At 56.4% G+C, this 20,965-nt stretch carries 21 protein-coding genes; 17 read left to right on the top strand and 4 right to left on the bottom strand.

Annotated elements, in window-relative coordinates:
- Nucleotides 1-95 precede the first annotated feature (95 nt).
- Nucleotides 96-1,061 (bottom strand): helix-turn-helix domain-containing protein, encoded by a 966-nt coding sequence (locus F759_RS0127630; protein WP_027802718.1) that lies wholly within the window; start codon nt 1,059-1,061, stop codon nt 96-98.
- 407 nt (nt 1,062-1,468) lie between these two features.
- Between F759_RS0127630 and F759_RS0127625 the strand changes: the two genes are divergently transcribed.
- The 6 genes from F759_RS0127625 (at nt 1,469) to F759_RS0127605 (ending at nt 5,889) form a co-directional block, all read left to right on the top strand.
- Entirely contained in the window at nt 1,469-3,025 is a 1,557-nt protein-coding gene (locus F759_RS0127625; RefSeq protein ID WP_027802717.1) for an amidase, read from the top strand.
- A 112-nt stretch (nt 3,026-3,137) separates the two neighbouring features.
- Nucleotides 3,138-3,740, top strand: coding sequence for a nitrile hydratase subunit alpha (nthA, locus tag F759_RS0127620; RefSeq protein ID WP_027802716.1), 603 nt, complete (start codon nt 3,138-3,140; stop codon nt 3,738-3,740).
- A 19-nt stretch (nt 3,741-3,759) separates the two neighbouring features.
- Nucleotides 3,760-4,068 carry an SH3-like domain-containing protein gene (locus F759_RS44895; protein ID WP_209440522.1) on the top strand — a complete coding sequence of 103 codons (309 nt, stop codon included), beginning with the start codon at nt 3,760-3,762 and terminating at the stop codon, nt 4,066-4,068.
- Entirely contained in the window at nt 4,068-4,424 is a 357-nt protein-coding gene (locus F759_RS44890) for an SH3-like domain-containing protein (RefSeq protein WP_209440521.1), read from the top strand. The genes F759_RS44895 and F759_RS44890 overlap by 1 nt, the downstream gene beginning before the upstream one ends.
- The gene (locus F759_RS0127610; protein ID WP_027802715.1) at nt 4,421-4,843 is read left to right on the top strand and encodes a nitrile hydratase accessory protein; all 423 of its coding nucleotides are present in this window, start codon (nt 4,421-4,423) and stop codon (nt 4,841-4,843) included. The genes F759_RS44890 and F759_RS0127610 overlap by 4 nt, the downstream gene beginning before the upstream one ends.
- A 344-nt stretch (nt 4,844-5,187) precedes the next feature.
- Nucleotides 5,188-5,889, top strand: coding sequence for a GntR family transcriptional regulator (locus F759_RS0127605; RefSeq protein ID WP_027802714.1), 702 nt, complete (start codon nt 5,188-5,190; stop codon nt 5,887-5,889).
- A 64-nt stretch (nt 5,890-5,953) separates the two neighbouring features.
- Here the strand turns inward: F759_RS0127605 and F759_RS0127600 are convergent, their stop codons facing one another.
- Nucleotides 5,954-6,223 (bottom strand): hypothetical protein, encoded by a 270-nt coding sequence (locus F759_RS0127600; RefSeq protein ID WP_027802713.1) that lies wholly within the window; start codon nt 6,221-6,223, stop codon nt 5,954-5,956.
- Nucleotides 6,224-6,595: 372 nt separating this feature from the next.
- On the opposite strand from F759_RS0127600, the gene F759_RS0127595 reads away from it, so the two are divergent.
- The 11 genes from F759_RS0127595 to F759_RS0127545 all read left to right on the top strand — a co-directional run bounded on the left by F759_RS0127595 (nt 6,596) and on the right by F759_RS0127545 (nt 18,737).
- On the top strand, nt 6,596-7,303 hold the full coding sequence (locus tag F759_RS0127595; protein WP_036025391.1) for a GntR family transcriptional regulator: 708 nt from the start codon (nt 6,596-6,598) through the stop codon (nt 7,301-7,303).
- An 86-nt stretch (nt 7,304-7,389) separates the two neighbouring features.
- A complete protein-coding gene (locus F759_RS0127590; RefSeq protein ID WP_027802711.1) occupies nt 7,390-8,184 on the top strand; it encodes a phytanoyl-CoA dioxygenase family protein in 795 nt (264 codons plus the stop codon).
- Nucleotides 8,185-8,306: 122 nt separating this feature from the next.
- Entirely contained in the window at nt 8,307-9,104 is a 798-nt protein-coding gene (locus tag F759_RS0127585) for an SDR family NAD(P)-dependent oxidoreductase (RefSeq protein WP_027802710.1), read from the top strand.
- Between the two features lie 36 nt (nt 9,105-9,140).
- Complete coding sequence (locus F759_RS0127580; protein WP_027802709.1) at nt 9,141-10,151, top strand: TRAP transporter substrate-binding protein; 1,011 nt, start codon at nt 9,141-9,143, stop codon at nt 10,149-10,151.
- A 158-nt stretch (nt 10,152-10,309) separates the two neighbouring features.
- Nucleotides 10,310-12,202: a TRAP transporter large permease gene (locus tag F759_RS0127575; RefSeq protein ID WP_027802708.1), complete on the top strand. Its 1,893-nt coding sequence runs from the start codon at nt 10,310-10,312 to the stop codon at nt 12,200-12,202.
- Nucleotides 12,203-12,354: 152 nt separating this feature from the next.
- Nucleotides 12,355-13,521 carry an acetyl-CoA acetyltransferase gene (locus F759_RS0127570; RefSeq protein WP_027802707.1) on the top strand — a complete coding sequence of 389 codons (1,167 nt, stop codon included), beginning with the start codon at nt 12,355-12,357 and terminating at the stop codon, nt 13,519-13,521.
- A 21-nt stretch (nt 13,522-13,542) separates the two neighbouring features.
- Entirely contained in the window at nt 13,543-15,147 is a 1,605-nt protein-coding gene (locus F759_RS38705) for an acyl-CoA synthetase (protein ID WP_051377475.1), read from the top strand.
- Nucleotides 15,147-15,671, top strand: coding sequence for a gamma carbonic anhydrase family protein (locus tag F759_RS0127560; protein WP_027802706.1), 525 nt, complete (start codon nt 15,147-15,149; stop codon nt 15,669-15,671). Before F759_RS38705 ends, F759_RS0127560 begins: the two co-directional genes overlap by 1 nt.
- 204 nt (nt 15,672-15,875) lie before the next feature.
- Nucleotides 15,876-17,621 carry a D-lactate dehydrogenase gene (dld, locus tag F759_RS0127555; protein ID WP_036025388.1) on the top strand — a complete coding sequence of 582 codons (1,746 nt, stop codon included), beginning with the start codon at nt 15,876-15,878 and terminating at the stop codon, nt 17,619-17,621.
- A gap of 91 nt (nt 17,622-17,712) precedes the next feature.
- Nucleotides 17,713-18,300, top strand: a complete 588-nt coding sequence (locus tag F759_RS0127550; protein WP_027802704.1) for a hypothetical protein — start codon at nt 17,713-17,715, stop codon at nt 18,298-18,300.
- Nucleotides 18,297-18,737: a PPC domain-containing DNA-binding protein gene (locus F759_RS0127545; RefSeq protein ID WP_036025387.1), complete on the top strand. Its 441-nt coding sequence runs from the start codon at nt 18,297-18,299 to the stop codon at nt 18,735-18,737. The genes F759_RS0127550 and F759_RS0127545 overlap by 4 nt, the downstream gene beginning before the upstream one ends.
- A 796-nt stretch (nt 18,738-19,533) precedes the next feature.
- Here the strand turns inward: F759_RS0127545 and F759_RS0127540 are convergent.
- Complete coding sequence (locus F759_RS0127540; protein WP_027802702.1) at nt 19,534-20,226, bottom strand: GntR family transcriptional regulator; 693 nt, start codon at nt 20,224-20,226, stop codon at nt 19,534-19,536.
- A gap of 112 nt (nt 20,227-20,338) precedes the next feature.
- On the bottom strand, nt 20,339-20,890 hold the full coding sequence (locus F759_RS0127535) for a hypothetical protein (RefSeq protein WP_027802701.1): 552 nt from the start codon (nt 20,888-20,890) through the stop codon (nt 20,339-20,341).
- Nucleotides 20,891-20,965: the final 75 nt, after the last annotated feature.

Below are 20,965 nucleotides of genomic sequence, written 5' to 3'. Positions count from 1 at the left end.
TGGTTGCCGTGCCAAGACCAAGAGCTGTAAAGAAAAAAGCGTGACCTCAGTCACGCTTTCTTCGTTCTCCCGATTGGGGGCGCAGGCAGTCGCGCTTACAATTTCTTTTGCTCACTCGCGTTCCTGATTCCGCCCAATATGCTACTCGGCGCGGCTTTGAACATCTTGCGGAACGCTCGCGAAAAATGGGACATGTCGCTGAATCCGCACTGATATGCAGCCTGCGTGACCATCTTCACGCGTCCCTCGGACAGAAGGACAAAAGTACGGTCAAGGCGGCGCCTCCATAATTCCTGCATTGGAGCGATACCGTGACGCGCAAACACGCGGGAAAGCGTTCTCGGAGAGACGTTGAGTCCATACGCGATGCTTGCAGCCGTCATTTCGCAATCGTCCAGGTGAGCGTCCATGTAATTCAGCGCACGTCGATAGACGAGGTCATAGTGGGCCGAGCTTTCCCCGTCACTGGAGTTGAGTTGCATCTCGAGTGCAGACGCAAGCGTATCGACGAATGCATTTGCTAACCTCGTTTGCGCGACTCCTGGCGCGTCAGAACGAACAGACAATGCCTCGCGGAGCATCCCTGCGAACACACTCGAGATTGGACGCCCCCGCGCAATCGTGATGTTCATCATCGATTCGACGCCGGGGAGTCGTGAAGTCATTGCTTTTCGGGGAATGCGGACCAGCAGCATCGACTCGACGTCAAGGTCGTGGATGAATGGCCGCCCCGCATCATAAAGGGCGATGTCACCCGGCTGAAGCGCGAGCTCCCGGGTTGACTGAGTCATCCTCCCGACGCCGGATTCGACCAGGATAGCTACGAAGTCGTCATTCGGTGATTGGCGAATGAATTGGTTGGTGCGGTCGAAGACGTGCTGGCGAGCGCGGAATTCAGCGACGACCAAGTTGCCGACCGACTTACCGTGCAAAGTTCCTTCGAAGCTTTCTCGGCAAGTGGAACGGCTCGCAGATGGGATGAAGTGCTTACATATCGCATCATTCCAGTACTCGAAGCGTCGACCAGCCTCAGCTTGAGTTGTTGAGTAGAGAAATTCCATAGCCGCATCCTTCTAAACTTTTTCTAAGCCGTCTCCAGTTGGAAGGCAGTTCAACGCTAATGCGGCAAAAATCAAATGGCAACAGCATTCGCTGTCGGAAGATTTTACGTTGTCTGACATCCGTCACTGAAGACCAGCCCCGTTGTGTTCGCCTACGTTTTGCCTACGAGGAGATGGGTCGTCCATGAATATCCTCCGTAAGGGTAAGAGAGACGCCGCGAGAGATACATACGTAAAAACATCCGTCCAACGAGCGGACCCAAGCGCTGTCAAAGAGAGTGACCCAGACAGTCCACGATAGATGACCGTTTTGGACAAGCGGTCGGTTTTTGATACTCCTAGTATGAACTGCAGATGCACCGTGCCCAAGGCGCAGTGCCCCTTAGTGCAACAGGAGAGTATTGGGAATGTCTATCGGTCCCGAATTGGCGTCCACCAGCCAGTTGATGAAGATTGCAAGCGACTATGGTTTCGAACTCAGCCTATCCGAGGCCGAAGAGTACCAAGAGATGCTCACCGGCACGATTAAGTCATATCGCCGTTTGGACACGATTCCAGAACGCAAGCTTCCCGTGAAGTATCCGCGGACGCCTGGTTGGCGCCCGACTGCCGAGGAGAACCCTCTCAACGGCTGGTACTATCGCTGCGAGATTCAGGGCGCAAAGGAAGGCATTCTCGCCGGCGAGAGCGTTGCAGTTAAGGACGTCGTCTGTGTTGCTGGCGTTCCGATGATGAACGGCTCGAAGCTGCTCGAAGGTTACGTGCCGGACGTTGATGCCACGATTGTCACCCGTATGCTGGACGCCGGCGCCACTATCGCCGGCAAAGCAAACTGCGAAGATTTCTCGTTCTCCGCCGGAGGCATGACCTGCAGTACCGGGCCTGTAGGCAACCCCTGGAAGCCTGACCACAATCCTGGAGCTTCCTCGAGCGGTAGCGCGGCATTGCTTGGCACGGGCCAAGTGAATATGGCTATCGGCGGCGACCAAGGTGGCTCTATTCGTCTTCCCGCGGCGCTGTCTGGGTGCTACGGACTCAAGCCCACATACGGCCTCGTGCCCTACACGGGCTGCGCGATGATTGAGACCACACTCGACCACATCGGTCCGATGGCCAATAGCACCAGAGACGTCGCGCGCCTTCTTACCGCTATTGCAGGATTCGATGCGGACGACCCACGTCAACTGGGCCGTATCAGTCCCACGTATCGCGTCAACTATATGGAGCATCTGGAACGCGGCGCGAAGGGCTTGAAAATCGCTGTGCTAAAAGAGGGCTTCAAACAAGACAATTCTGAATGGGGCCAGCGGTCGTCGGAGGCCGAGGTAGACGAATGTGTATTTGCTGCGATTTCCAAGCTGCGAGATATGGGCGCAACGGTTGAAGAGGTGTCGATTCCGATGCACCTCGAGGCGCTGCACATGTGGAATGCAATCGCGGTGGAAGGCGCAAACGCGTTCATGCTCAACGGCTTCGGAATGGGGTCTAACTGGCAGGGTTGGTACAACACTGGATTGGGCGAGGCGCTTGCCCGCGGCTTGAAGACTCATGCGCACGATATGCCGCCAACCGTCCGTTCGGTGCTCATCCAAGGCGAGTACATGCGACGCTTTTACAACGGGCGTTACTACGGCAAGGCACAGAATCAGCGTCACTTGGTCAACGCCGCGTACGACGCGGTGCTCGCAGAGTATGACGTGATTGCCTGTCCGACGACGCCGGCCCGCGCCACGAAGATGGTTGGACGTGATGCGTCCCCACTCGAAACCGTGTCCAACGCCTTGGACCAGCTGCGCAACACAGTTGTCGCAAACCTTACGGGTCACCCTTCGATGAGCGTTCCGTGCGGCGTGCGGGACGGCCTGCCGATTGGCTTGATGCTCACAAGTAAGCATTTCGACGATGCGACGCTTCTGCGCGCATCGGCGGCGCTCGAATCAGCGGGTGACTGGAAGAAATTCTGATGCAGAAGGGCCGCGCGAACACCGGCGGCGTGGTCCAACAGAAACATGTAGCCGCGTAGAAAGATGCAGCACGCCTTGTTGTCTCATGCGGCAATTAGGAGCAAAAAACACCATGAGCCATGACCATCATCATACTGAACCACCACCCGACATTGATTTGCGTGTTAAAGCACTTGAATCCCTTTTAACGGAAAAAGGAATCATCGACCCCGACGCGCTGGACGAGTTAGTATCGACCTACGAGAACAAAGTCGGCCCAAGAAACGGCGCACGGGTGGTGGCCCACGCTTGGGTAGACGCTGAATACAAAAAGCGCCTGCTGGAGGACGGAAGCAAAGCCATCGCCGAGCTCGGCTACAGCGGCGTCCAAGGCGAAGACATGACTGTCCTGGAGAACACGCCTTCTGTTCACAACATGATTGTTTGCACGCTGTGTTCGTGCTATCCGTGGCCGACTCTGGGCCTGCCGCCGATTTGGTACAAGTCGGTCCCATATCGCTCACAAGTCGTCATTGACCCACGCGGCGTATTAAAGCAATTTGGCGTAGAAGTCTCCACCGACAAGGAGGTTCGCGTCTGGGACAGCAATGCTGAACTTCGTTACATGGTGCTTCCGGAGCGCCCGGCAGGTACCGAAGGCATGTCTGAAGAGCAGCTCGCGGAGCTGGTCACGCGGGACAGCATGGTTGGTACCGGCTTTCCTAAAGCTCCCTAACCAATTCGAGGTGAAGTGAATGAACGGAATCCATGATTGCGGCGGGATGCAAGGTCTCGGTGCCATCCGCATCGACAAGGACGAACAGCTCTTCGCAACCGAATGGGAAAAGCGCGCATTCGGGATGTTCATTGGAGTTTTTGCAGCAGGCGTCTTCAATGTCGACGAGTTCAGATACAACATCGAAGTGATGGACCCCGCGCATTACCTGGAGTCCAGCTATTACGAGCATTGGATTTTCTCACTTGAAAAGATGCTCAACGACAAGGGAGTCCTCTCGCACGACGAAGTACAGGCGCGAATTAACCAACTCAAAGGAGCACACTGATGCCAGCTCTGACGAAAGAACAAGTGTTGCCTTTAGTCATGACGGGCGCATCGGCACGGTCCACTCATCCGGCGCAAGCAAACTTCAAGGTCGGTGACGTCGTGAAGGCAAAAAACATCAACCCCATCACTCATACGCGCCTTGCGAGGTATGTGAGGGGCAAGGTCGGTACGGTGATGCGCGACCAAGGTGTCTTCGGGACGCCCGAGACGATGGCGCACGGCAAGGGTGAGTGCCCGCAACACGTCTACAGCGTCGCCTTCCCCTCAACCGAGTTGTGGGGGCCCGAGGCCATGCGCCAGGATAAGGTCTATATTGACCTTTGGGACAATCACCTGGAGAAGGTGGAGTCATGACGCCTGACTTAGATTTGGCGCAGGTCGGTCTGTCCAAAGAGGAAGGTCCCAGTTTCGACGAACCGTGGCAAGCGCAAGCGTTTTCCATCGTCGTGCAGCTCTCGAAGGTCGGCGCTTTCACATGGAAAGAGTGGGTCGATGTCTTCAGCACCGAGATTCGCGAGCATCCCGCAGGGTCCAGGGAGTCAACGAATACGGCCTACTACCGCCAATGGATGGCCGCGCTTGAAACTATCGTCGCGCAACGAGGGCTTGCGACTTCGGAAGACGTGGAAACGCGCAAAGAGATGTGGCGACAGGCGTACATCCATACTCCGCACGGAGAGCCTGTCAGGCTTCAAAACGCATGCTGCGCACCGGCGCATTCACACGAACACGTCGCGATGCGCACGCCTATCACCATAAGTCCCGCGCGGTAACGCGTGCGGTCCTGCCTCCGCTGTTAGCCCCTCAGACGCCTCTTCCGAGGGGCTAACTCTGTTCCCGCTTTAAAGCTTCCTCTCGCTCGGGCTCAACGCGCAGCTGTGTCTGCCCGTCGGCTGACCTTCCGAACACGCGGTTTCGGCTGATTCATGCGTTGCGCAGGCGGCCTGGATGCCAGCCCCGCTCCTCTGCAGAACTATAATAGGCGGCAATACGCGCGCGAACGCTTTCATTTTCCAAACAATGGCGATTTCCGCCATAATCTCTTGTCATCCAACTAGGAATCTGACCGATTTCTGAATTCAAGATGCGAGCGACGCGGGCACGTTGATATCAGAATATGGAACTTGAGATAGCTCGCGACGCGGTAGAAGACAGTCCGTTGTTCATCAACCTGGTCTTCGACAAACTTATGACGGACATTGCACTTTGTCAGCTTGCACCGGGCGAGCGGATTCGCCAGTCCGCACTTGCGGCAAGACTTCAAGTCTCCCGTCAACCCATCAGCCATGCACTCCAGTTGCTGAAGCACGAGGGATTGTTACAAGACGCGGGGCGACAAGGCCTCGAGGTCACGCCTATCCGCGCCGACTACATGCGACTGCTATATCAAGCCCGTAAGCCTCTCGAAGCGACTGCAGCGGGGTTGGCAGCACAACGTGTCGCGGACAACTGCGCAACGGCCGAAGAGCGCTCCTTTCTCGAGCAGATGCTGGACGAAGGGCAAAGAAAGGTAAATAGTCACGCGCCAACGCCTCAGGCAGCATGGGCAGACTATCAGTTCCACTTGGCCATCTATCGCCTGTCTGGGAACAAGGTCATCGAGCAGATGATGAATGGACGATGGGCGCACATCATGCGAGCAATCATTGCGTCTGACAGCCATAGCACCTTAACCCTGGCTTGGGAGGAGCACGCGGCTATCGCGCGCACTGTGCTTCGCGGCTCTGTCCTAGAAGCTTCCGAATTGGCCGCACGCCATGTACAGCGTGCGAGTTCCGACCTGTACAAACGGCTTACCGCCGGGCCGTCCGGCGCATAAGGCCGAACACCGCGTCTCTCCCTGTGCCCGCATTCTCACTTCGGGGCAGCATCCAGCCATCCATCTAGGCTGTCGTCGTGACCTGATAAGCCTGCATGAGGACGCTCGCTACTTCGGGCGCTGCGGGCGCGACCAGGTTCGCCTCCGTCAGCAGGGAATCACACAACATCGTTTTTCGGGTGAGTTCGGCAGCATCATGTCCGGCACGCTTGAGTGTCTCATGCACCACTTCCTGGGTGCTTCCCATGTCAGGGAAGCCTCCCGAGCGGTCCGCTAGGTCCATGAGCGAGCGAATGCAGTAATCCACGACTTGGGTGCGGTTTGCTGCTGTCATAGCGTCTTCCAGTTCTCAGAATTGATAGCGAGCGCAACACCCCGTGGAGTTACCGACGACGTAGCTAAGCTGGCGACGAGGCAAATCTGGAGAATTCCGGTTTCGCGGTCACAAACCGTCAAACAATCATCGAGAATTCAGAATTCCATTTTTGCGCATCCAGTCGTCATCGACCGACGTGTCAACGCTCCGTTTAATAGGGCATACCCCAATATTATCACCCTCGTCGATACGTTTGGATAGGACAACATGCTGCGGAACGCGAAAATCACCCGCCAATTCAATGGTTTACGCCAGACGGCATCCTGCATTCGGGAAACCCCTACGAAGTACTTATTGACAGGCACATGGCACATTAACTAACCTCTAAACATGGAATTCGGAATTCAAACTGCCCTCATGGCAGATAGCCCCCTACTCACGAACCAAGTGTTCGAGAGACTGATGGCTTCTATCGCGCTCGGGGAGCTGAAACCGGGCCAGCGAATCCGACAAAACGAGCTCGCTGACCAACTGAACGTCTCACGGCAACCGGTTAGCCAAGCGCTGCAGTTGTTGAAGCACGAGGGCCTGGTGCGCGATTCCGGGCGCCAAGGCTTGGAAGTAACGCCAATTGACCCTGAGTACATGAAGCAGATGTACCAAGCGCGTAAGGCGTTAGAAGTGACGGCCGTCGGTCTTGCCGCACAGCGCGTCGCGGACCGCTTGGCTACCCCGGAAGAAGTCGCGGCTCTTAAAAACGCGCTGACGCGTGGTCAGCAAACGTACGAGAACGACGACGCGCTCCCGATGCTGATTCGCGCGGACCTTGAATTTCATCTTTCGATTTACCGGCTGTCTGGCAACTGCGTGATTGAGCAGATGATGAATACTCGCTGGGCCCATTTAATGAGGTCGATGCTCATCGTTCTGGATGAACCCAGGACACCGGGGCGCGCTTGGGAAGAACACGAGGAAATGGCCGAATATGTGCTTTCCGGGAACGTGCTCGAAGGCACTGATTTGGCCGCCCGACACATGCAGCGGGCGAGTAATGATATGTATCGGAGATTGACCGAAGTCATTGTAAACGCTGATTAAAACGGCGTGTTCCCAGTGGAAACTGACCATCCCAAACCCATCGGGATGTGGGACCGCTTTTTCCTTAGAAACGTGGAGACTTAAAAATGAATCTCACACAAGAACAGCTCGCCGAGTTTGACGAACTTGGCTACATCTTCCTCCCCGAACGCTTCCCTGTGGAGCAAGTTGAAGCCCTGCGTGTCGCCGCTGCAGACGTATTCACTCAGCAACGGCCCGAAGTGTGGCGCGAGAAGGATGGCACGCCGCGTGTAGCCTTCGCGTGCCATGAGTACAACGACACCTGCAAAATCCTCTCGACCGATGAGCGTCTCGTGAACCCCGTCGAGCAACTGTTCGACGAACGTTGCTACCTGCACCAATTGAAAATCAACTACAAGGCAGCCTTCACAGGCGACGTCTGGCAATGGCACCAAGATTTTCCGACGTGGCACAAGGATGACGGCATGCCGGAACCGCGCGCGATGAACATCGCCATCTTCCTCGACGATGTGATGCCCATCAACGGTCCGCTGATGATTGTCCCGCGCAGCCATAAGTCTGGCGCCCTCGAGTCGTCGCATGACGTAAAAACGACGTCTTACCCGCTTTGGACGCTCGACAACAAGACCGTTGCTGACCTCGTCGAACAAAACGGCATCGCCACGCCGACCGGTAAAAGAGGTGGCGTTCTCATGTTTCACGCGAACATCGTTCATGGCTCCTCGGGCAACATCACGCCGTATTCGCGCCGTATCGTCTATCTGACGCTTTCGGCTGTATCGAACGCGCTGGTCAAGCCCACGCGCCCCGAATTCATTGCTCATCGTGACTTCACGCCTGTGGCAAAGACCCCTGCGACCGCATTCAAGCAGTTTCTTGAAAAGGCTGTGACTGCGTAAGGCAGCGAAGAGTCTTTGCAGCTAAATCTGATGTTTTCAATTAGTAGTACTAATCGTAGTCTACACACGGAAACCACGACGGTCGATAGCATGGGCCGTCGCAACGGCAAGAAGGTAACGGTATGTCCGAGAGAATGAAGGGAAAGGTTGTGATTGTTACGGGCGCAGGCTCGTCTGGCCCAGGTTGGGGAAACGGCAAGGCTGCGGCCGCGCTGTATGCGCGCGAAGGCGCGAGTGTCCTCGCTGTGGACTACCGTATTGAAGCGGCCCTTGAGACGGCCGAGTTGATTAAGGCCGAGGGCGGCCGTTGCGTCGCGGCGCGTGCAAACGTCGCGGATTCCAAAGACGTACAAGCCATGGCGGCAACCTGCATCCAGCACTTTGGCCGGGTCGATGTTCTGCACAACAACGTGGGCATCGTTGAGGTGGGTGGTCCGGTCGAGACTGACGAAGCTTCATGGAACCGCGTCATTGCGGTCAATCAATCGAGCGTATTCCTGACGTGCAAATACGTCATTCCCCACATGCTTACGAACGGTGCAGGTTCCATTGTGAACATCGCATCGATTGCGGCCACGCGCTGGATTGGATTTCCGTACCTCGCCTACAGCGCGGCTAAGGCTGCCATGGTCGCAATGACGCAGAACATGGCCGTTCAGTATGCGGCGCAGGGCGTTCGCGCGAACTGCATCCTGCCGGGTTTCATGAATACCCCATTGATTCAGGAGCCCCTCAAGGAAACCTATGGCGGCAACGCGAACGAAATGATTGACAAGCGCGACAAGCAAGTGCCGACCGGAAAGATGGGCGACGGCTGGGACACGGCATATGCGGCGCTGTTCCTCGCATCAGACGAAGCGAAATACATCACCGGGACCAGCTTGGTCGTCGATGGTGGACTGACCGCTCGTTGCGCCTAAGAGCGCACCTAAATAGAAGATATTGGAGACTTTTTCATGGATATCACCCGCCGTACCCTCATCAAGGCTGGAGCATCACTGGGTCTGGTCAGCTTCGCTGGTTCGTCTGTGTTCGCCGATACGCTGACATATACCTACAAAGTAGGCACCAACGTTCCTGTCACGCACCCTATCTACCTCCGCCTGAAGGAGGCGTCGGAAAAGATAAAGGCAGAAACGAACGGCAAGGTGGAAATCCGCGTGTTTCCGAATGGGCAACTCGGTGGCGACACCGAGATGCTCAGCCAGGTTAGAAGTGGGGGCATCGATTTGCTGACGTTGCCCGGCGTTGTCCTCGCGAACTTGGTGCCCATGGCGTCTCTCAACAGTGTCGGCTTTGCATTTCCCGACTATCCGACCGTCTGGAAAGCGATGGATGGGTCACTTGGCGGCTACATCCGCGAAAAAATCAAAGCCTCCGGGCTGGTCGTGATGGATAAAGTCTGGGACAACGGCTTCCGTCAAATCACGGCGAACTCGCAAATCGACAATCCGGGTCAACTTGCGAACATGCGCATTCGAGTCCCGGTCAGCCCGCTGCTGTTGTCGCTCTTCAAGTCGCTGGGTGCCGCGCCGACGCCTATTAACTTCAACGAGTTGTATTCGGCGCTGCAGACGCGAGTTGTGGATGCGCAAGAGAATCCTCTTTCCATCGTTGCCACCGCCAAGCTTTATGAAGTTCAGAAGACCTGCTCCCAGACCTCACACGTCTGGGATGGCTACTGGTTGCTCGCGAACAATCGGTCATGGCAGAACCTGCCCCAGGACCTGAGAAATGTCGTTGCGAAGAACCTCAATGCTGCCGCGGATGCACAGCGCGCTGACAGCGAGAAACTCGCCGTGTCGCTGGCGCAAGACCTTTCGCAGAAGCGGCTCAAGTTCAACAAACCTGACCCGGCGCCATTCCGCAAGAAGCTCGCCGACGCCGGTTTCTACTCCGAGTGGAAGAACAAGTTTGGAGCGGAAGCATGGGCTCATCTTGAAACCTACGCTGGAAAGCTGGGTTGACACTACCTCGAAACACAGGGTCGATTGAAGCTCGGCTTGCCTTACCGGGCAAAACCGCCGAACCGAAAGGCGGTTTGCCTCACGAGGGCAACACCGCCGTGTCGCGTCGTTGAGCCAATGGTTTGAGTAATCCACCAGAGTGGATATCGGGAGTTTTCATGCGAGTCTCGCAGCAACTATCGGCGACTGCCGACACGCCTCCGGCGCATACGAAGCGCCGCACGGGGCAATTCTTCAGCGCAATTGACCGTGCCGTTGGAGGCAGCGTCGAAATCATAGCCGCGCTCCTGGTTCTCACAGAGGTTGTCTTGCTGACGTCGGGCATTGTCGCCCGCTATGTCCTCCACAGCCCCTTAACGTGGTCAGATGAGTTTGCTTCCTTGCTGTTTCTCTGGTTGGCAATGTTCGGCGCGGTGGTTGCGCTACGTCGCGGCGAGCATATGCGTATGTCGTCGCTAGTGAGCCGCATGAAGCCGGAGACGGCAGCGCTCTTCGAAGCAATCTCTATTATCGCCGCCTTGACGTTCCTGCTGCTCATCATCGTTCCCGCTTACGATTCCGCAGAGAACGACGCAATCATGACACTGCCGGCGACCGGCCTTTCGATGCTCTGGCGCACTGCGGCCTTGCCGATTGGTGCTGCCCTGATGGCACTGAGCGCAGTCGTTCGACTGGTCAACACAGCGAAGCTGTTGACCGCGTTGAAAGCCATGCTGGTGTGTGTGGCCATCGGCGGAGTGCTCTTCCTTTCGAAGTCAAGGCTCGCAGACCTGGGCTCCCTCAATCTCCTCATCTTCTTCGTGGTTCTAATGGGCGGCGCTGTGCTCGCAGGCGTTCCTATTGCGTTCTCTTTCGGCCTGTCGACGCTCGCGTACCTTACGTTGACGACGTCGACTCCGAGCGACATTCTCGTCGGGCGGATGGCGGAAGGCATGTCGCATCTGATTTTGTTGTCTGTTCCCCTTTTCGTTTTTCTCGGCCTGCTCATTGAGATGACAGGCATGGCACAACGGCTGATTGCGTTCCTCGTTGCCTTGCTCGGACATACCCGCGGGGGTCTGTCTTATGTGTTGATTGGTGCCATGTACCTCGTGTCCGGGATTTCCGGCTCGAAGGCAGCAGACATGGCAGCGATTGCGCCGGCGTTATTCCCAGAGATGCGGAAACAAGGATGTGAGCCTGGTGAACTCGTCGCGTTGCTGTCCGCTTCTGGCGCCCAAACAGAGACGATTCCGCCGAGCCTTGTGCTCATCACGATTGGGTCAGTAACCGGCGTCTCCATAACGGCGCTGTTTACCGGCGGCATCGTGCCCGCTGTCGTCGTGGGGTTCTTGTTGTGCGGAATGGTCTGGTTTCGTAATCGCAAAGCAGTTATCGCAACTGTTGCAAAAGCTGACTCGAAGACGATTGTGCGGACGTTCATCGTCGCGCTCCCGGCAATCTTCCTGCCGTTTCTGATTCGCTTCGCTGTCGTCGAGGGTATCGCGACCGCAACCGAGGTTTCGACGATTGGCATCGCATACTCGGTTGTTGCGGGTCTGCTTATATACCGACAGTTCAAATGGAAGCGAATCTATCCGATGCTGGTTGACTCGGCCTCCTTGTCTGGCGCCATTCTGCTCATCATCGGAGCCGCAACCGGAATGGCTTGGGCTCTCACGCAATCCGGCTTTTCGGATGCGCTTGCGCAAGCGGCGCAAATCCTGCCCGGTGGTAAATGGGGTTTCCTCGCCGCTTCAATCGGCGGATTCATTGTGTTAGGTAGCGTGCTTGAAGGGATTCCTGCGGTCGTGCTGTTTGGGCCGTTGCTCTTCCCTGTGGCTCAGACGGTGGGCGTGCACGAGGTGCACTACGCAATGGTGGTCATCCTTTCCATGGGTATTGGCCTTTTCATGCCTCCGTTCGGCGTCGGCTATTACTCCGCATGCGCTGTCGGCAAGGTCAACCCGAATGAAGGTGTAGGTCCGATGGTCCGATATGCGCTAGCGCTGTTCGCGGGCGTCGTCATCATCGCCCTTGTGCCTTGGTTCTCGACCGGCTTTTTAAAGTGAGCAGTAAACGGTGCGGCTGACTTGTCTTTCGCGCCAGTTGTTCCGGCGGCGGTTCGGATGAAGCCTCGGGTTATTCAACAGAGCCTGTCCGGCTGAAAACGCGCTTTCTGAGCCACGAGTTCGACGTTTTAACAGAACAAAGGAGATTCAAATTGGAACCCTCAATCATCGGCTGGAGCCACATCCCGTTCGGCAAGCTCGACGCTCTCGAGCCCGAGGAAATGATGGCGGACGTTGCCGCGAAGGCGCTAGCTCATGCGTGCGTCGACGCATCGCGAATCGACTCCGTGCATGTAGGGACCTTCAACGCGGGATTTGTCTATCAAGACTTCCCGTCCGCACTCATTTTCAACCACATTTCGGAACTCCGGTTCGCGTCGACCGTCAGGTGCGAGAACGCCTGCGCGACCGGCTCGGCTGCAATTTATTCGGCTCTGGATGCAATAAAAGCGGGCCGCTCCCGCTATGCGCTGGTCATTGGTGTCGAGAAGATGAGCGGATTGCCCACGAAGGAAGTAGGTGACGTTCTCCTCAAATGTTCCTACGCGCGCGAAGAGCTTGGCGTACCAGGCGGGTTTGCGGGCCTGTTTGGCAAAATTGCCGAAGAGTACTTCTCACGTTACGGTGACCAATCCGACGCGCTCGCGGCCATCGCCGTGAAGAACCACCAGAACGGACTGGCAAATCCCTACGCGCATATGCGTCGGGAGTTCAGCTTCGATTTCTGCAGGAATCCCTCCGAGAAGAACCCCTTTGTGGCCGGTCCGCTCAAGCGCACGGACTGCTCCTTGGTCTCAGACGGTGCAGCCGCGCTGCTTATTGCAGCTGACGATGCTATTCGTGATGCGCCGCGCGCCATCGCCTTTCGCAGCGCAACGCAAATTAGCGATTATCTGCCGCTCTCAAAGCGCGATGCCACCCGCTTCGAGGGTGCCGCGAAGACGTGGAAGACCGGTCTGGCAGAGGTTGGCATGACACTGGACGATTTGGCCTTCGTTGAGACCCATGACTGCTTCACGATTGCCGAACTGCTTGAGTACGAGGCCATGGGGCTCGCCGAGCAAGGCCAGGGCGCACGAGTCATTTTGGAGGGCGTGACGACCAAGCAGGGCCGGCTCCCAGTCAACCCGTCTGGCGGACTTAAGTCAAAGGGTCACCCGATTGGCGCGACCGGTGTATCACAGCACGTGATGGCGGCGATGCAACTCGCAAACGATGCGGGCGACATGCAAATACCCAATGCGACGGTAGGTGCCGTGTTTAACATGGGCGGCGCCGCGGTCACCAACTATCTTTCCATCCTCGAGCGTCGGGCTTGAGTCCGGGACAGGTAATCGAACATGCTTACGAAAGTTATGAACCTTGGCAACCTCTTGACTCAGGTTGCTTGTCGCCATCCCGAAGAACCTGGCTTCATTACGTCGACCCGCACGCACACCTGGGCTGAAATCAATCGCCGTGTTGACGCGGTGTGCACTGCGCTGCGGACAAAAGGCGTCCGCAAAGGCGACAAAATTCTCATTCATTCGCGTAACAATCTGCCTCTTTTCGAGAGCGCGTATGTCGCATTCAAGCTGGGTGCGGTGTGGGTGCCGACGAACTATCGCATCGCTCCTCCCGAAGCCGGTTATCTCGCGAAATCCAGCGGTGCAAGAGTGATGTTCTATGACTCGGGGTTCGAGCCGTATGTGGATGCGGTCCGTGAAGCGTCCGACGCCCTTGAGATTGTGGTTGCGTTGGGCAATGCACGCAGCGGCGAACTCGCGTACGACGACCTTCTCAAGACAGACTGCGAGGGCTCGTTCGATGCCGAAGAAGTGGACCGTGATGACCCTTTGTGGTTCTTTTACACGTCTGGCACGACTGGTTACCCGAAGGCAGGGACGCTCACGCACGGCCAGATGGCATTCGTGGTCACAAATCATCTCGCCGACTTGATGCCTGGCATCAACTATCGCTCGCGCTCACTCGTTGTCGCACCTCTGTCGCACGGAGCTGGCATTCACGCGATTGTGAATACCGCGCGTGGCGCAGCAAGCATAGTTCCAAGCTCGGAACGCCTCGACGCGGAGGAAGCATGGGCCTTGGTCGAAAAGCACAAGGTGGACAACATGTTCACCGTGCCGACTATCGTCAAGATTCTTACCGAACACGAGTCAGTCGACCAGTACGACCACAGCTCGTTGAAGTTTGTTATCTATGCAGGCGCACCGATGTATCGGGCAGACCAGCAGCGCGCACTCCAGAAGCTCGGTCGAGTGCTGGTTCAGTACTATGGCTTGGGAGAAGTCACCGGCAACATCACGGTACTTCCGCCGGACATGCACCGCGAGGATGACGACGACGCTGACGCTCGCGTTGGTACCTGCGGCTATCCTCGAACAGGGATGGAAATAGCCATTCTCGATGACGATAGCATGAAACTTGAGCCTTTCGAAACAGGCGAAATCTGTGTTCGTGGTCCAGCGGTGTTTATCGGCTATGACAACAATCCGGACGCGAACAAGAAGGCATTCAAGGACGGTTGGTTCCACACAGGTGACCTGGGTCACCTCGACCGCGACGGCTATCTCTATGTGACCGGGCGCTCCTCCGACATGTATATCTCGGGTGGCTCTAACATCTACCCACGTGAAGTCGAAGAGGCTCTGCTGAGACATCCGACTATTCAAGAGGTCGCAGTGCTCGGCATACCCGACGAAAAGTGGGGCGAGGTCGGCGTCGCAGTCATTGTCCGACGTGGCGACGTGACGGTTTCAGACGAGGAACTGCTCGCGCACCTCGATGGACGTCTGGCAAAGTACAAGTGGCCGCGTCACTTTGTCTACTGGGACTCGCTGCCTAAGTCCGCGTATGGAAAGATTACGAAGAAGGACGTTCGCGCTCTTCTCAACGAATCAAAAGCTGCAGAATCCAGCAAAGTACCGTTCACGGCGAGGGCGTAGTGGCTATCTACAGCTTTCGAGACCATAGCCCAGCAATTCATCCTGATGCGTACGTCTCCGGTCACGCGGTCGTGATTGGAAACGTAGAAATAGCTGAAGGTGTATCAATATGGCCAGGCGTCATCATTCGCGGCGACAACGAGAAGATTCTTATCGGCGCAAACTCGAATATCCAAGATGGTGCCGTCGTTCATGCGGACTTAGGCTTCCCGGTGGTGATTGGGAGCGCAGTATCGGTCGGGCACGCCGCCATGCTTCATGGTTGCACGATTGGTTCAAGCAGTCTCGTCGGCATTCAGGCGGTCGTTCTCAATGGTGCGGTCATTGGTGCGCGCTGCCTGGTCGGCGCTTGCTCGCTAGTCCCGCAAGGAAAAAGATTTCTTGAGTCTTCGTTGATTCTCGGAAACCCGGCGAAGGCTTTGCGTGCACTCACTGATGACGACGCAGCCTTCATTTCACTAAATGCTGAAGAGTACGTAGAAAGAGCGCGACGCTACAAAAGCGAATTGCGAAGAATCGGGTAGCAGGTATCGGGAGATTGATTGTGTTGCACTTTAACGGTGAGGAGTTTTTCTGGAACGGTTTATCCGTTCGAGAACTGAACATTAAGGAACTCAGTTGCTCGGAACGTTTTGAGTTCCTTTGTGCGATTTCATCGCATGACCCAATGGACTTGCAGTGGTCCAGCGGTCGCCCGTCAACGAGTGGCCTGGGCGAAGAGAGCTGATATGGCCGATGTCCTGACAGCTCCGACGGGCCGTGCAATGCGCGACCTTCTGCACTCGCTTCGCTCAATCGTTGGCAAACGGCACGTTCTAACCGGCCATAGAGCAACGCGGAGATACACAAGCGGCTTCCGATTCGGCAAGGGCGAGGCCCTCGCCGTGGTGCGGCCAGGTTCGCTGGCTGAGATGTGGCGCGCGTTCGTGTCGTGCATCCAGCAAAATGCCGTCGTTATTACCCAGGCGTCGAACACGGGGCTCACTGGGGGCTCAACTCCGAACGGCGATTGTCACGGGCGCGACGTGGTCGTCATTAACACGACGAGGATTAGGAGATTGCACGTTATCCTGGGCGGTGAGCAAGTGGTCTGTCTTGCAGGAACCACGTTGGACCAGCTTGAGCGAACCCTCAAGCCGTTGGGTCGCGAACCGCATTCGGTAATTGGTTCGTCTTGCATCGGAGCCTCAGTCATCGGTGGCGTCTGCAACAACTCTGGGGGGTCGCTGGTTCGCCGGGGCCCGGCCTATACGGAACTTGCTCTGTATGCGCGTGTGGATGTGAACAGGCAGGTACACCTCGTCAATCACTTGGGAATCGAACTCGGCGAGGGGCCGGAGGTTGTCCTGTCGCGTTTGGAAGCCGGAAACTTTTCAGACCGGGACATTCTGCGCTTACCCGACGCAGCATCGGATAGAGACTACACGCACCATGTCCGAGATGTTGATTCCGAGACACCGGCGCGATACAACGCCGACCCACTTCGACTCTTCGAAGCTGCAGGTTCCGCGGGAAAACTGATGGTCTTCGCGGTCCGGCTCGATACGTTCGCGGCGGAGAAGGCCACGAAGACGTTCTACATAGGTACTAACCGCACGTCCCACCTGACGGACGTTCGTCGCCATTTGCTCACCGAGTGCTCGACTGTCCCTATAGCGGGTGAGTATCTGCATCGAGATGCATACGACATGGCCGAAGAATATGGAAAAGACATGTTTGTTGCCATTGAGCGGCTTGGCACACGCCGTCTTCCCGAGCTCTTCACAGTTAAGAACTGGGTGGATTCCGTTGCGGGTGGACTCGGCGCTGCAGGTAATGGCATATCGGACCGAATGTTGCAGGCGCTAAGCCGGCTTTTGCCCAACCATTTGCCAAGCCGAATGCAGCAGTTTAGGCGTCGCTTCGAGCACCATTTGATGGTCAAAGTGTCTGCCTCATCCGAAGCGGAAGTGCGAGACTATCTAAGCTCACTGCGAGAGAGCTTGGAAACCGATTTCTTCCAATGCACCTCTGCCGAAGCGAGGAAAGCATTTTTGCATCGCTTTGTCGCGGCAAGCGCGGCAATTCGCTATCGGGCCGTTCATCGGCAGGAAGTCGAGGACATCGTGGCGCTGGATATCGCGCTACGGCGCAACGACCGAAACTGGGAAGAGAAGCTTCCGCCCGATATCGATAGCAAAATTGTGCTCAAGCTCTACTACGGCCATTTCTTTTGCCATGTCTTCCACCAGGACTATATCGTAAAGAAAGGTTTGGACTGCCTCGAAATCGAGCATCAGCTCTTGAAGATTTGCGATGAGCGCGGAGCCAAGTACCCGGCCGAACACAATGTAGGTCATCTGTACCAGGCGGAGAAAACCTTGGCCGACTTTTATCGCAGCCTCGACCCATGCAATTGCCTGAATCCCGGCATCGGGAAGACCTCAAAGTTCGCAAATTATCGAGAGACGCGTAATAACGAACTTGCAACGTGAAGGCAGGAGAACTCCGTTTTCTTGATTGCCGCGTCGCCCACCAACCCGACGCGGCACAATGCGCCAAAAGCGCGTAAAAGAGGAGAAGTAGATGGAGCAGGTTCACGTCGAGCTGCGCCACGAAAACCGGGCAGCGCACCATGGGGATATATTCGTCCCACGCGATTTCAAGCATCCTGGTCAAGTGGCGAGAGAGCGAATAGTAGAGGCCCGAAGTAGTCAAGAGACTCGGGAGATTCTGGTCTATGTGCCGAGCGGACAGAATGTCGGAGAGGCGATAGAGAGAGTGCTTGAAAAGCAAGCACCGCAAGGGTCAGGCTGCGGGCAAATCCCGAGCGGAGGCTTCTCTGAAGCTCAATACCACGTCATGACTAAAGCGCGGACGGGCATTAAGCCATATGTGTATGGCCCTCCCGTAGTCGTTTACGGCCAATCCACACTCATAACCTCATCAATCAATGTAGGTCGCCTGGCAAATGACTCCCGGATTTTGCATTGTCATGGGGGATTCGTCGACGAGTGCGGTGTCCAACACGGCGGTCATATCATTCTCTCCAAGTGCGTCGCAAGTAGTGCAGGACTGACCGTCCGGCTATCCATGTTCGCCGATGTCAATCTCGTCGTTTCAGCAGATATTGAGACCACTTTCGAACTCTTACAACCTGTGGTGCGAAAATGAACACTGCGTTTATCACTAAGACTGAGGTGACGACGGTGGAGTCAGGGCATTATGGTCGGCTTTTGGTTGCTCGAATCATGCCCAATGATGACTTGGTGCAAGCACTGCAAACATTATGTCAGAAGAACCAAATACGCCGAGCGGTGATACGAAGCGTGGTTGGGAGCCTGATAGAGGCGAATTTGGCTTATGGTCCGGCGAACGCGGAACGGGTCATCACGGTGACGGGCCCGGGCGTCGAGATACTAAGCGTCTCCGGCGAGATTTGCGAGTTCGAGAACGGGTACTGGCGAGCGGCTCTTAGCGGCGTTGTAGCCGACACGCGCGGTCAGGTCTTCGCGGGAAAAATCATGGAAGGCAGGAATCGCTCGTTCATCACCATTGAAGCATCGATACAGGAGTGGCTGGTCGACTCGACCACGGGGGATTCCACGTGAAAATGGATGCACCCGAGCTACGCTGATGCAATTGACGCAGCGGCGGTTTATGCCGATAAGGCGTCGCTGCTTCTATCTTCGCTTCGTACTTGTAGGGAAGATTCGCCATCGGGGAAGATATTATGGCAAGGACGCGACATGCGCTCGAGCGTTAAGTCCGAATGTGCTGTCGCTCCTTTTTGGGCTCTTTTGCAATGGGAACGGTTACCTATTCTGCGAACAGGATTTTGTTGGATGTGAGGCTGCTTAGCCGGCACGTTTCGCCGCACGGACAAACACTTTGAGTGTGAGAGATTTTAGGACCATACGTTTATATAACTCCGCAGAAACATGTTAGGCAAGCAGCGCTGTGTGGCAACACGTCCGTATGGACGCTTCGACGCACGCATTTGGCATATGCGGAGAGTCCATCTCGTCGATACCGGCAAACGCCAGCCCGTGGCATAAGCAATACTGCGTTCGACTGCGCCTGGCTTGGCCTACCTCGCACCAAACGCATATCGCCTTGTGGCTGAGAGTCGTCGGCAACCTTCCCGCACTCGCAATCCGGCTTTCTCAGCCAGTTTCATCGCGGTGTACTCGGTTGTCGGAACGGAAGACGTATGCAAGATTCGAGGGGACGGGCTGTCGACGCTCAATCAAGTCAGTAGCGTCCCCAAGCTTGGGCAGCCTCGCCAACTATTGTCGCCATTGAGCGGCGGAGCGGACATATCGGTCCGTATATCGAGCGCGCCCACGCAGTCCCTTCCTGCACGCAGATGGTACCGCGACTCCGGCAAGGGCTTCAGCGACAGGCCTAACCTGGCCTCGATAACGCGTCGACTTCACTCCTTAGAGGCCCAGTCATATGCTGGACCAAGTTCTCTCGCGCAAACTCTGTGTGCCGCATGCTGAGTTCCGCGGCAAGCGCTTCGTTGCCGTCCGCGATAGCGTCAGCTATCGCAGCGTGTTCGTCCCACACTGTCTTGCGCTGGCCAATTACTTGGTGCACGGCTCCCATCACGCGTCGCAGATGAATCCAATGGAGACGTGCATTCTCGACTATCAACGGATTGCCAGACGCCGAATAGATAGCAGTGTGAAAAGCCATGTCAGCCTCAATCATGGCCTTGATGGCACCACTCTTCGATGCCTTGCGGCCGTTAGCAATCAGAGCCTTGTCTAACTTCACCCGCTGCCTCGCGGCGAGACGGGCAGCGAGGGCGTCCAGCGCGCCTCTCAGTTCATAGAGGTGACCGACCCGTCGCGCATCGAGTGGCGCAACTTGCAGCCCACGGCCGGGCGCGTCCTCAACCAGACCGTCCTTCTTCAAGAGCCGGAATGCCTGCAGCACGGGCGACCGAGATACTGCTAGCTGCTCCGCGATTTCCTCCTGGACGATGCGCGTTCCCGGAGCAAGCGAGCCCTCGCTGATGGCGTCAAGCAGCACCCTGTAGACTTCGTCTACATAGTCTGGCCGCGATTGCAGTTTCAAGAGTTTTGCTGGCATGATGACAACTGCTGTGAATACAGAATACTGTGAGCTTACCAGTATTGCCAGAACTACTGGGTTGTCTGAAAGAGGCCGTCCGAAATCAAAGGGGACAGATTGTCCATCAGTATCAGTGGACGCCTGACGACAAGCACGCGAACCAGACCGGGCATTCCGAATGAAGCTCGGACCTATACAACCGGTCCGGTTGCACATAGCTCGCCATGAACGCGCTTTCAAGCGCCTCCCGTGCCCCGCGACCACCGTTCGCGTCACTTTGCTGAACAAGAACGGCAGCAGAAGTCGCGCAATACCGCTCGGCTTGTCTGACGCTGAAGGCAGCATCATCACGCAGACCCTTCGCGCTACAGTGATTTGCATCCCGCACGACAATCGACACAAGACCACCGGTCGTCCGACCAAGAACCCACCCGGCGCGAAACCGTCCGAAGCCGTCGACCTCGGTTAGCACCCGTATCAGACCGGTCAGTGCTTCAAACCGCCCTTTCGATTGCAAGACTGCACGGGCCGCTGGCGGAATCGCATCTGCATCTATCCACAACGTGAGCGCCAAATTGGGCCGTTCGCTTTCCTTGAATGAAAAACCCGTCTCGCCAATCGGGTATGCCATCGGTGCGGGCGCTGTCCCTTCTGACACCATGAGGTAATCAGGCATTTTCATCGTGTTTGTTCCTTTGTCTCCGGATTGAAGCAGTCGACACTTGTCTGAACAGATGCATTCTGACTACCGACTACT

Source organism: Paraburkholderia dilworthii, from assembly GCF_000472525.1.
GTDB classification, from domain to species: domain Bacteria; phylum Pseudomonadota; class Gammaproteobacteria; order Burkholderiales; family Burkholderiaceae; genus Paraburkholderia; species Paraburkholderia dilworthii.
Note: the sequence above shows the minus strand (reverse complement) of the source record. Positions and strands in the feature narration are given on the sequence as shown.

Coding starts and splice junctions, on each gene's coding strand:
- F759_RS0127630 (WP_027802718.1), bottom strand. CDS start 1,061: ATGGAATTTCTCTACTCAACAACTCAAGCTGAGGCTGGTCGACGCTTC.
- F759_RS0127575 (WP_027802708.1), top strand. CDS start 10,310: ATGCGAGTCTCGCAGCAACTATCGGCGACTGCCGACACGCCTCCGGCG.
- F759_RS0127545 (WP_036025387.1), top strand. CDS start 18,297: ATGAACACTGCGTTTATCACTAAGACTGAGGTGACGACGGTGGAGTCA.
- F759_RS0127540 (WP_027802702.1), bottom strand. CDS start 20,226: ATGCCAGCAAAACTCTTGAAACTGCAATCGCGGCCAGACTATGTAGAC.
- F759_RS0127625 (WP_027802717.1), top strand. CDS start 1,469: ATGTCTATCGGTCCCGAATTGGCGTCCACCAGCCAGTTGATGAAGATT.
- F759_RS0127595 (WP_036025391.1), top strand. CDS start 6,596: ATGGAATTCGGAATTCAAACTGCCCTCATGGCAGATAGCCCCCTACTC.
- F759_RS0127610 (WP_027802715.1), top strand. CDS start 4,421: ATGACGCCTGACTTAGATTTGGCGCAGGTCGGTCTGTCCAAAGAGGAA.
- F759_RS44895 (WP_209440522.1), top strand. CDS start 3,760: ATGAACGGAATCCATGATTGCGGCGGGATGCAAGGTCTCGGTGCCATC.
- F759_RS0127580 (WP_027802709.1), top strand. CDS start 9,141: ATGGATATCACCCGCCGTACCCTCATCAAGGCTGGAGCATCACTGGGT.
- F759_RS0127585 (WP_027802710.1), top strand. CDS start 8,307: ATGTCCGAGAGAATGAAGGGAAAGGTTGTGATTGTTACGGGCGCAGGC.
- F759_RS38705 (WP_051377475.1), top strand. CDS start 13,543: ATGCTTACGAAAGTTATGAACCTTGGCAACCTCTTGACTCAGGTTGCT.
- F759_RS0127535 (WP_027802701.1), bottom strand. CDS start 20,890: ATGAAAATGCCTGATTACCTCATGGTGTCAGAAGGGACAGCGCCCGCA.
- nthA (WP_027802716.1), top strand. CDS start 3,138: ATGAGCCATGACCATCATCATACTGAACCACCACCCGACATTGATTTG.
- F759_RS0127550 (WP_027802704.1), top strand. CDS start 17,713: ATGGAGCAGGTTCACGTCGAGCTGCGCCACGAAAACCGGGCAGCGCAC.
- dld (WP_036025388.1), top strand. CDS start 15,876: ATGGCCGATGTCCTGACAGCTCCGACGGGCCGTGCAATGCGCGACCTT.
- F759_RS0127600 (WP_027802713.1), bottom strand. CDS start 6,223: ATGACAGCAGCAAACCGCACCCAAGTCGTGGATTACTGCATTCGCTCG.
- F759_RS0127605 (WP_027802714.1), top strand. CDS start 5,188: ATGGAACTTGAGATAGCTCGCGACGCGGTAGAAGACAGTCCGTTGTTC.
- F759_RS0127590 (WP_027802711.1), top strand. CDS start 7,390: ATGAATCTCACACAAGAACAGCTCGCCGAGTTTGACGAACTTGGCTAC.
- F759_RS44890 (WP_209440521.1), top strand. CDS start 4,068: ATGCCAGCTCTGACGAAAGAACAAGTGTTGCCTTTAGTCATGACGGGC.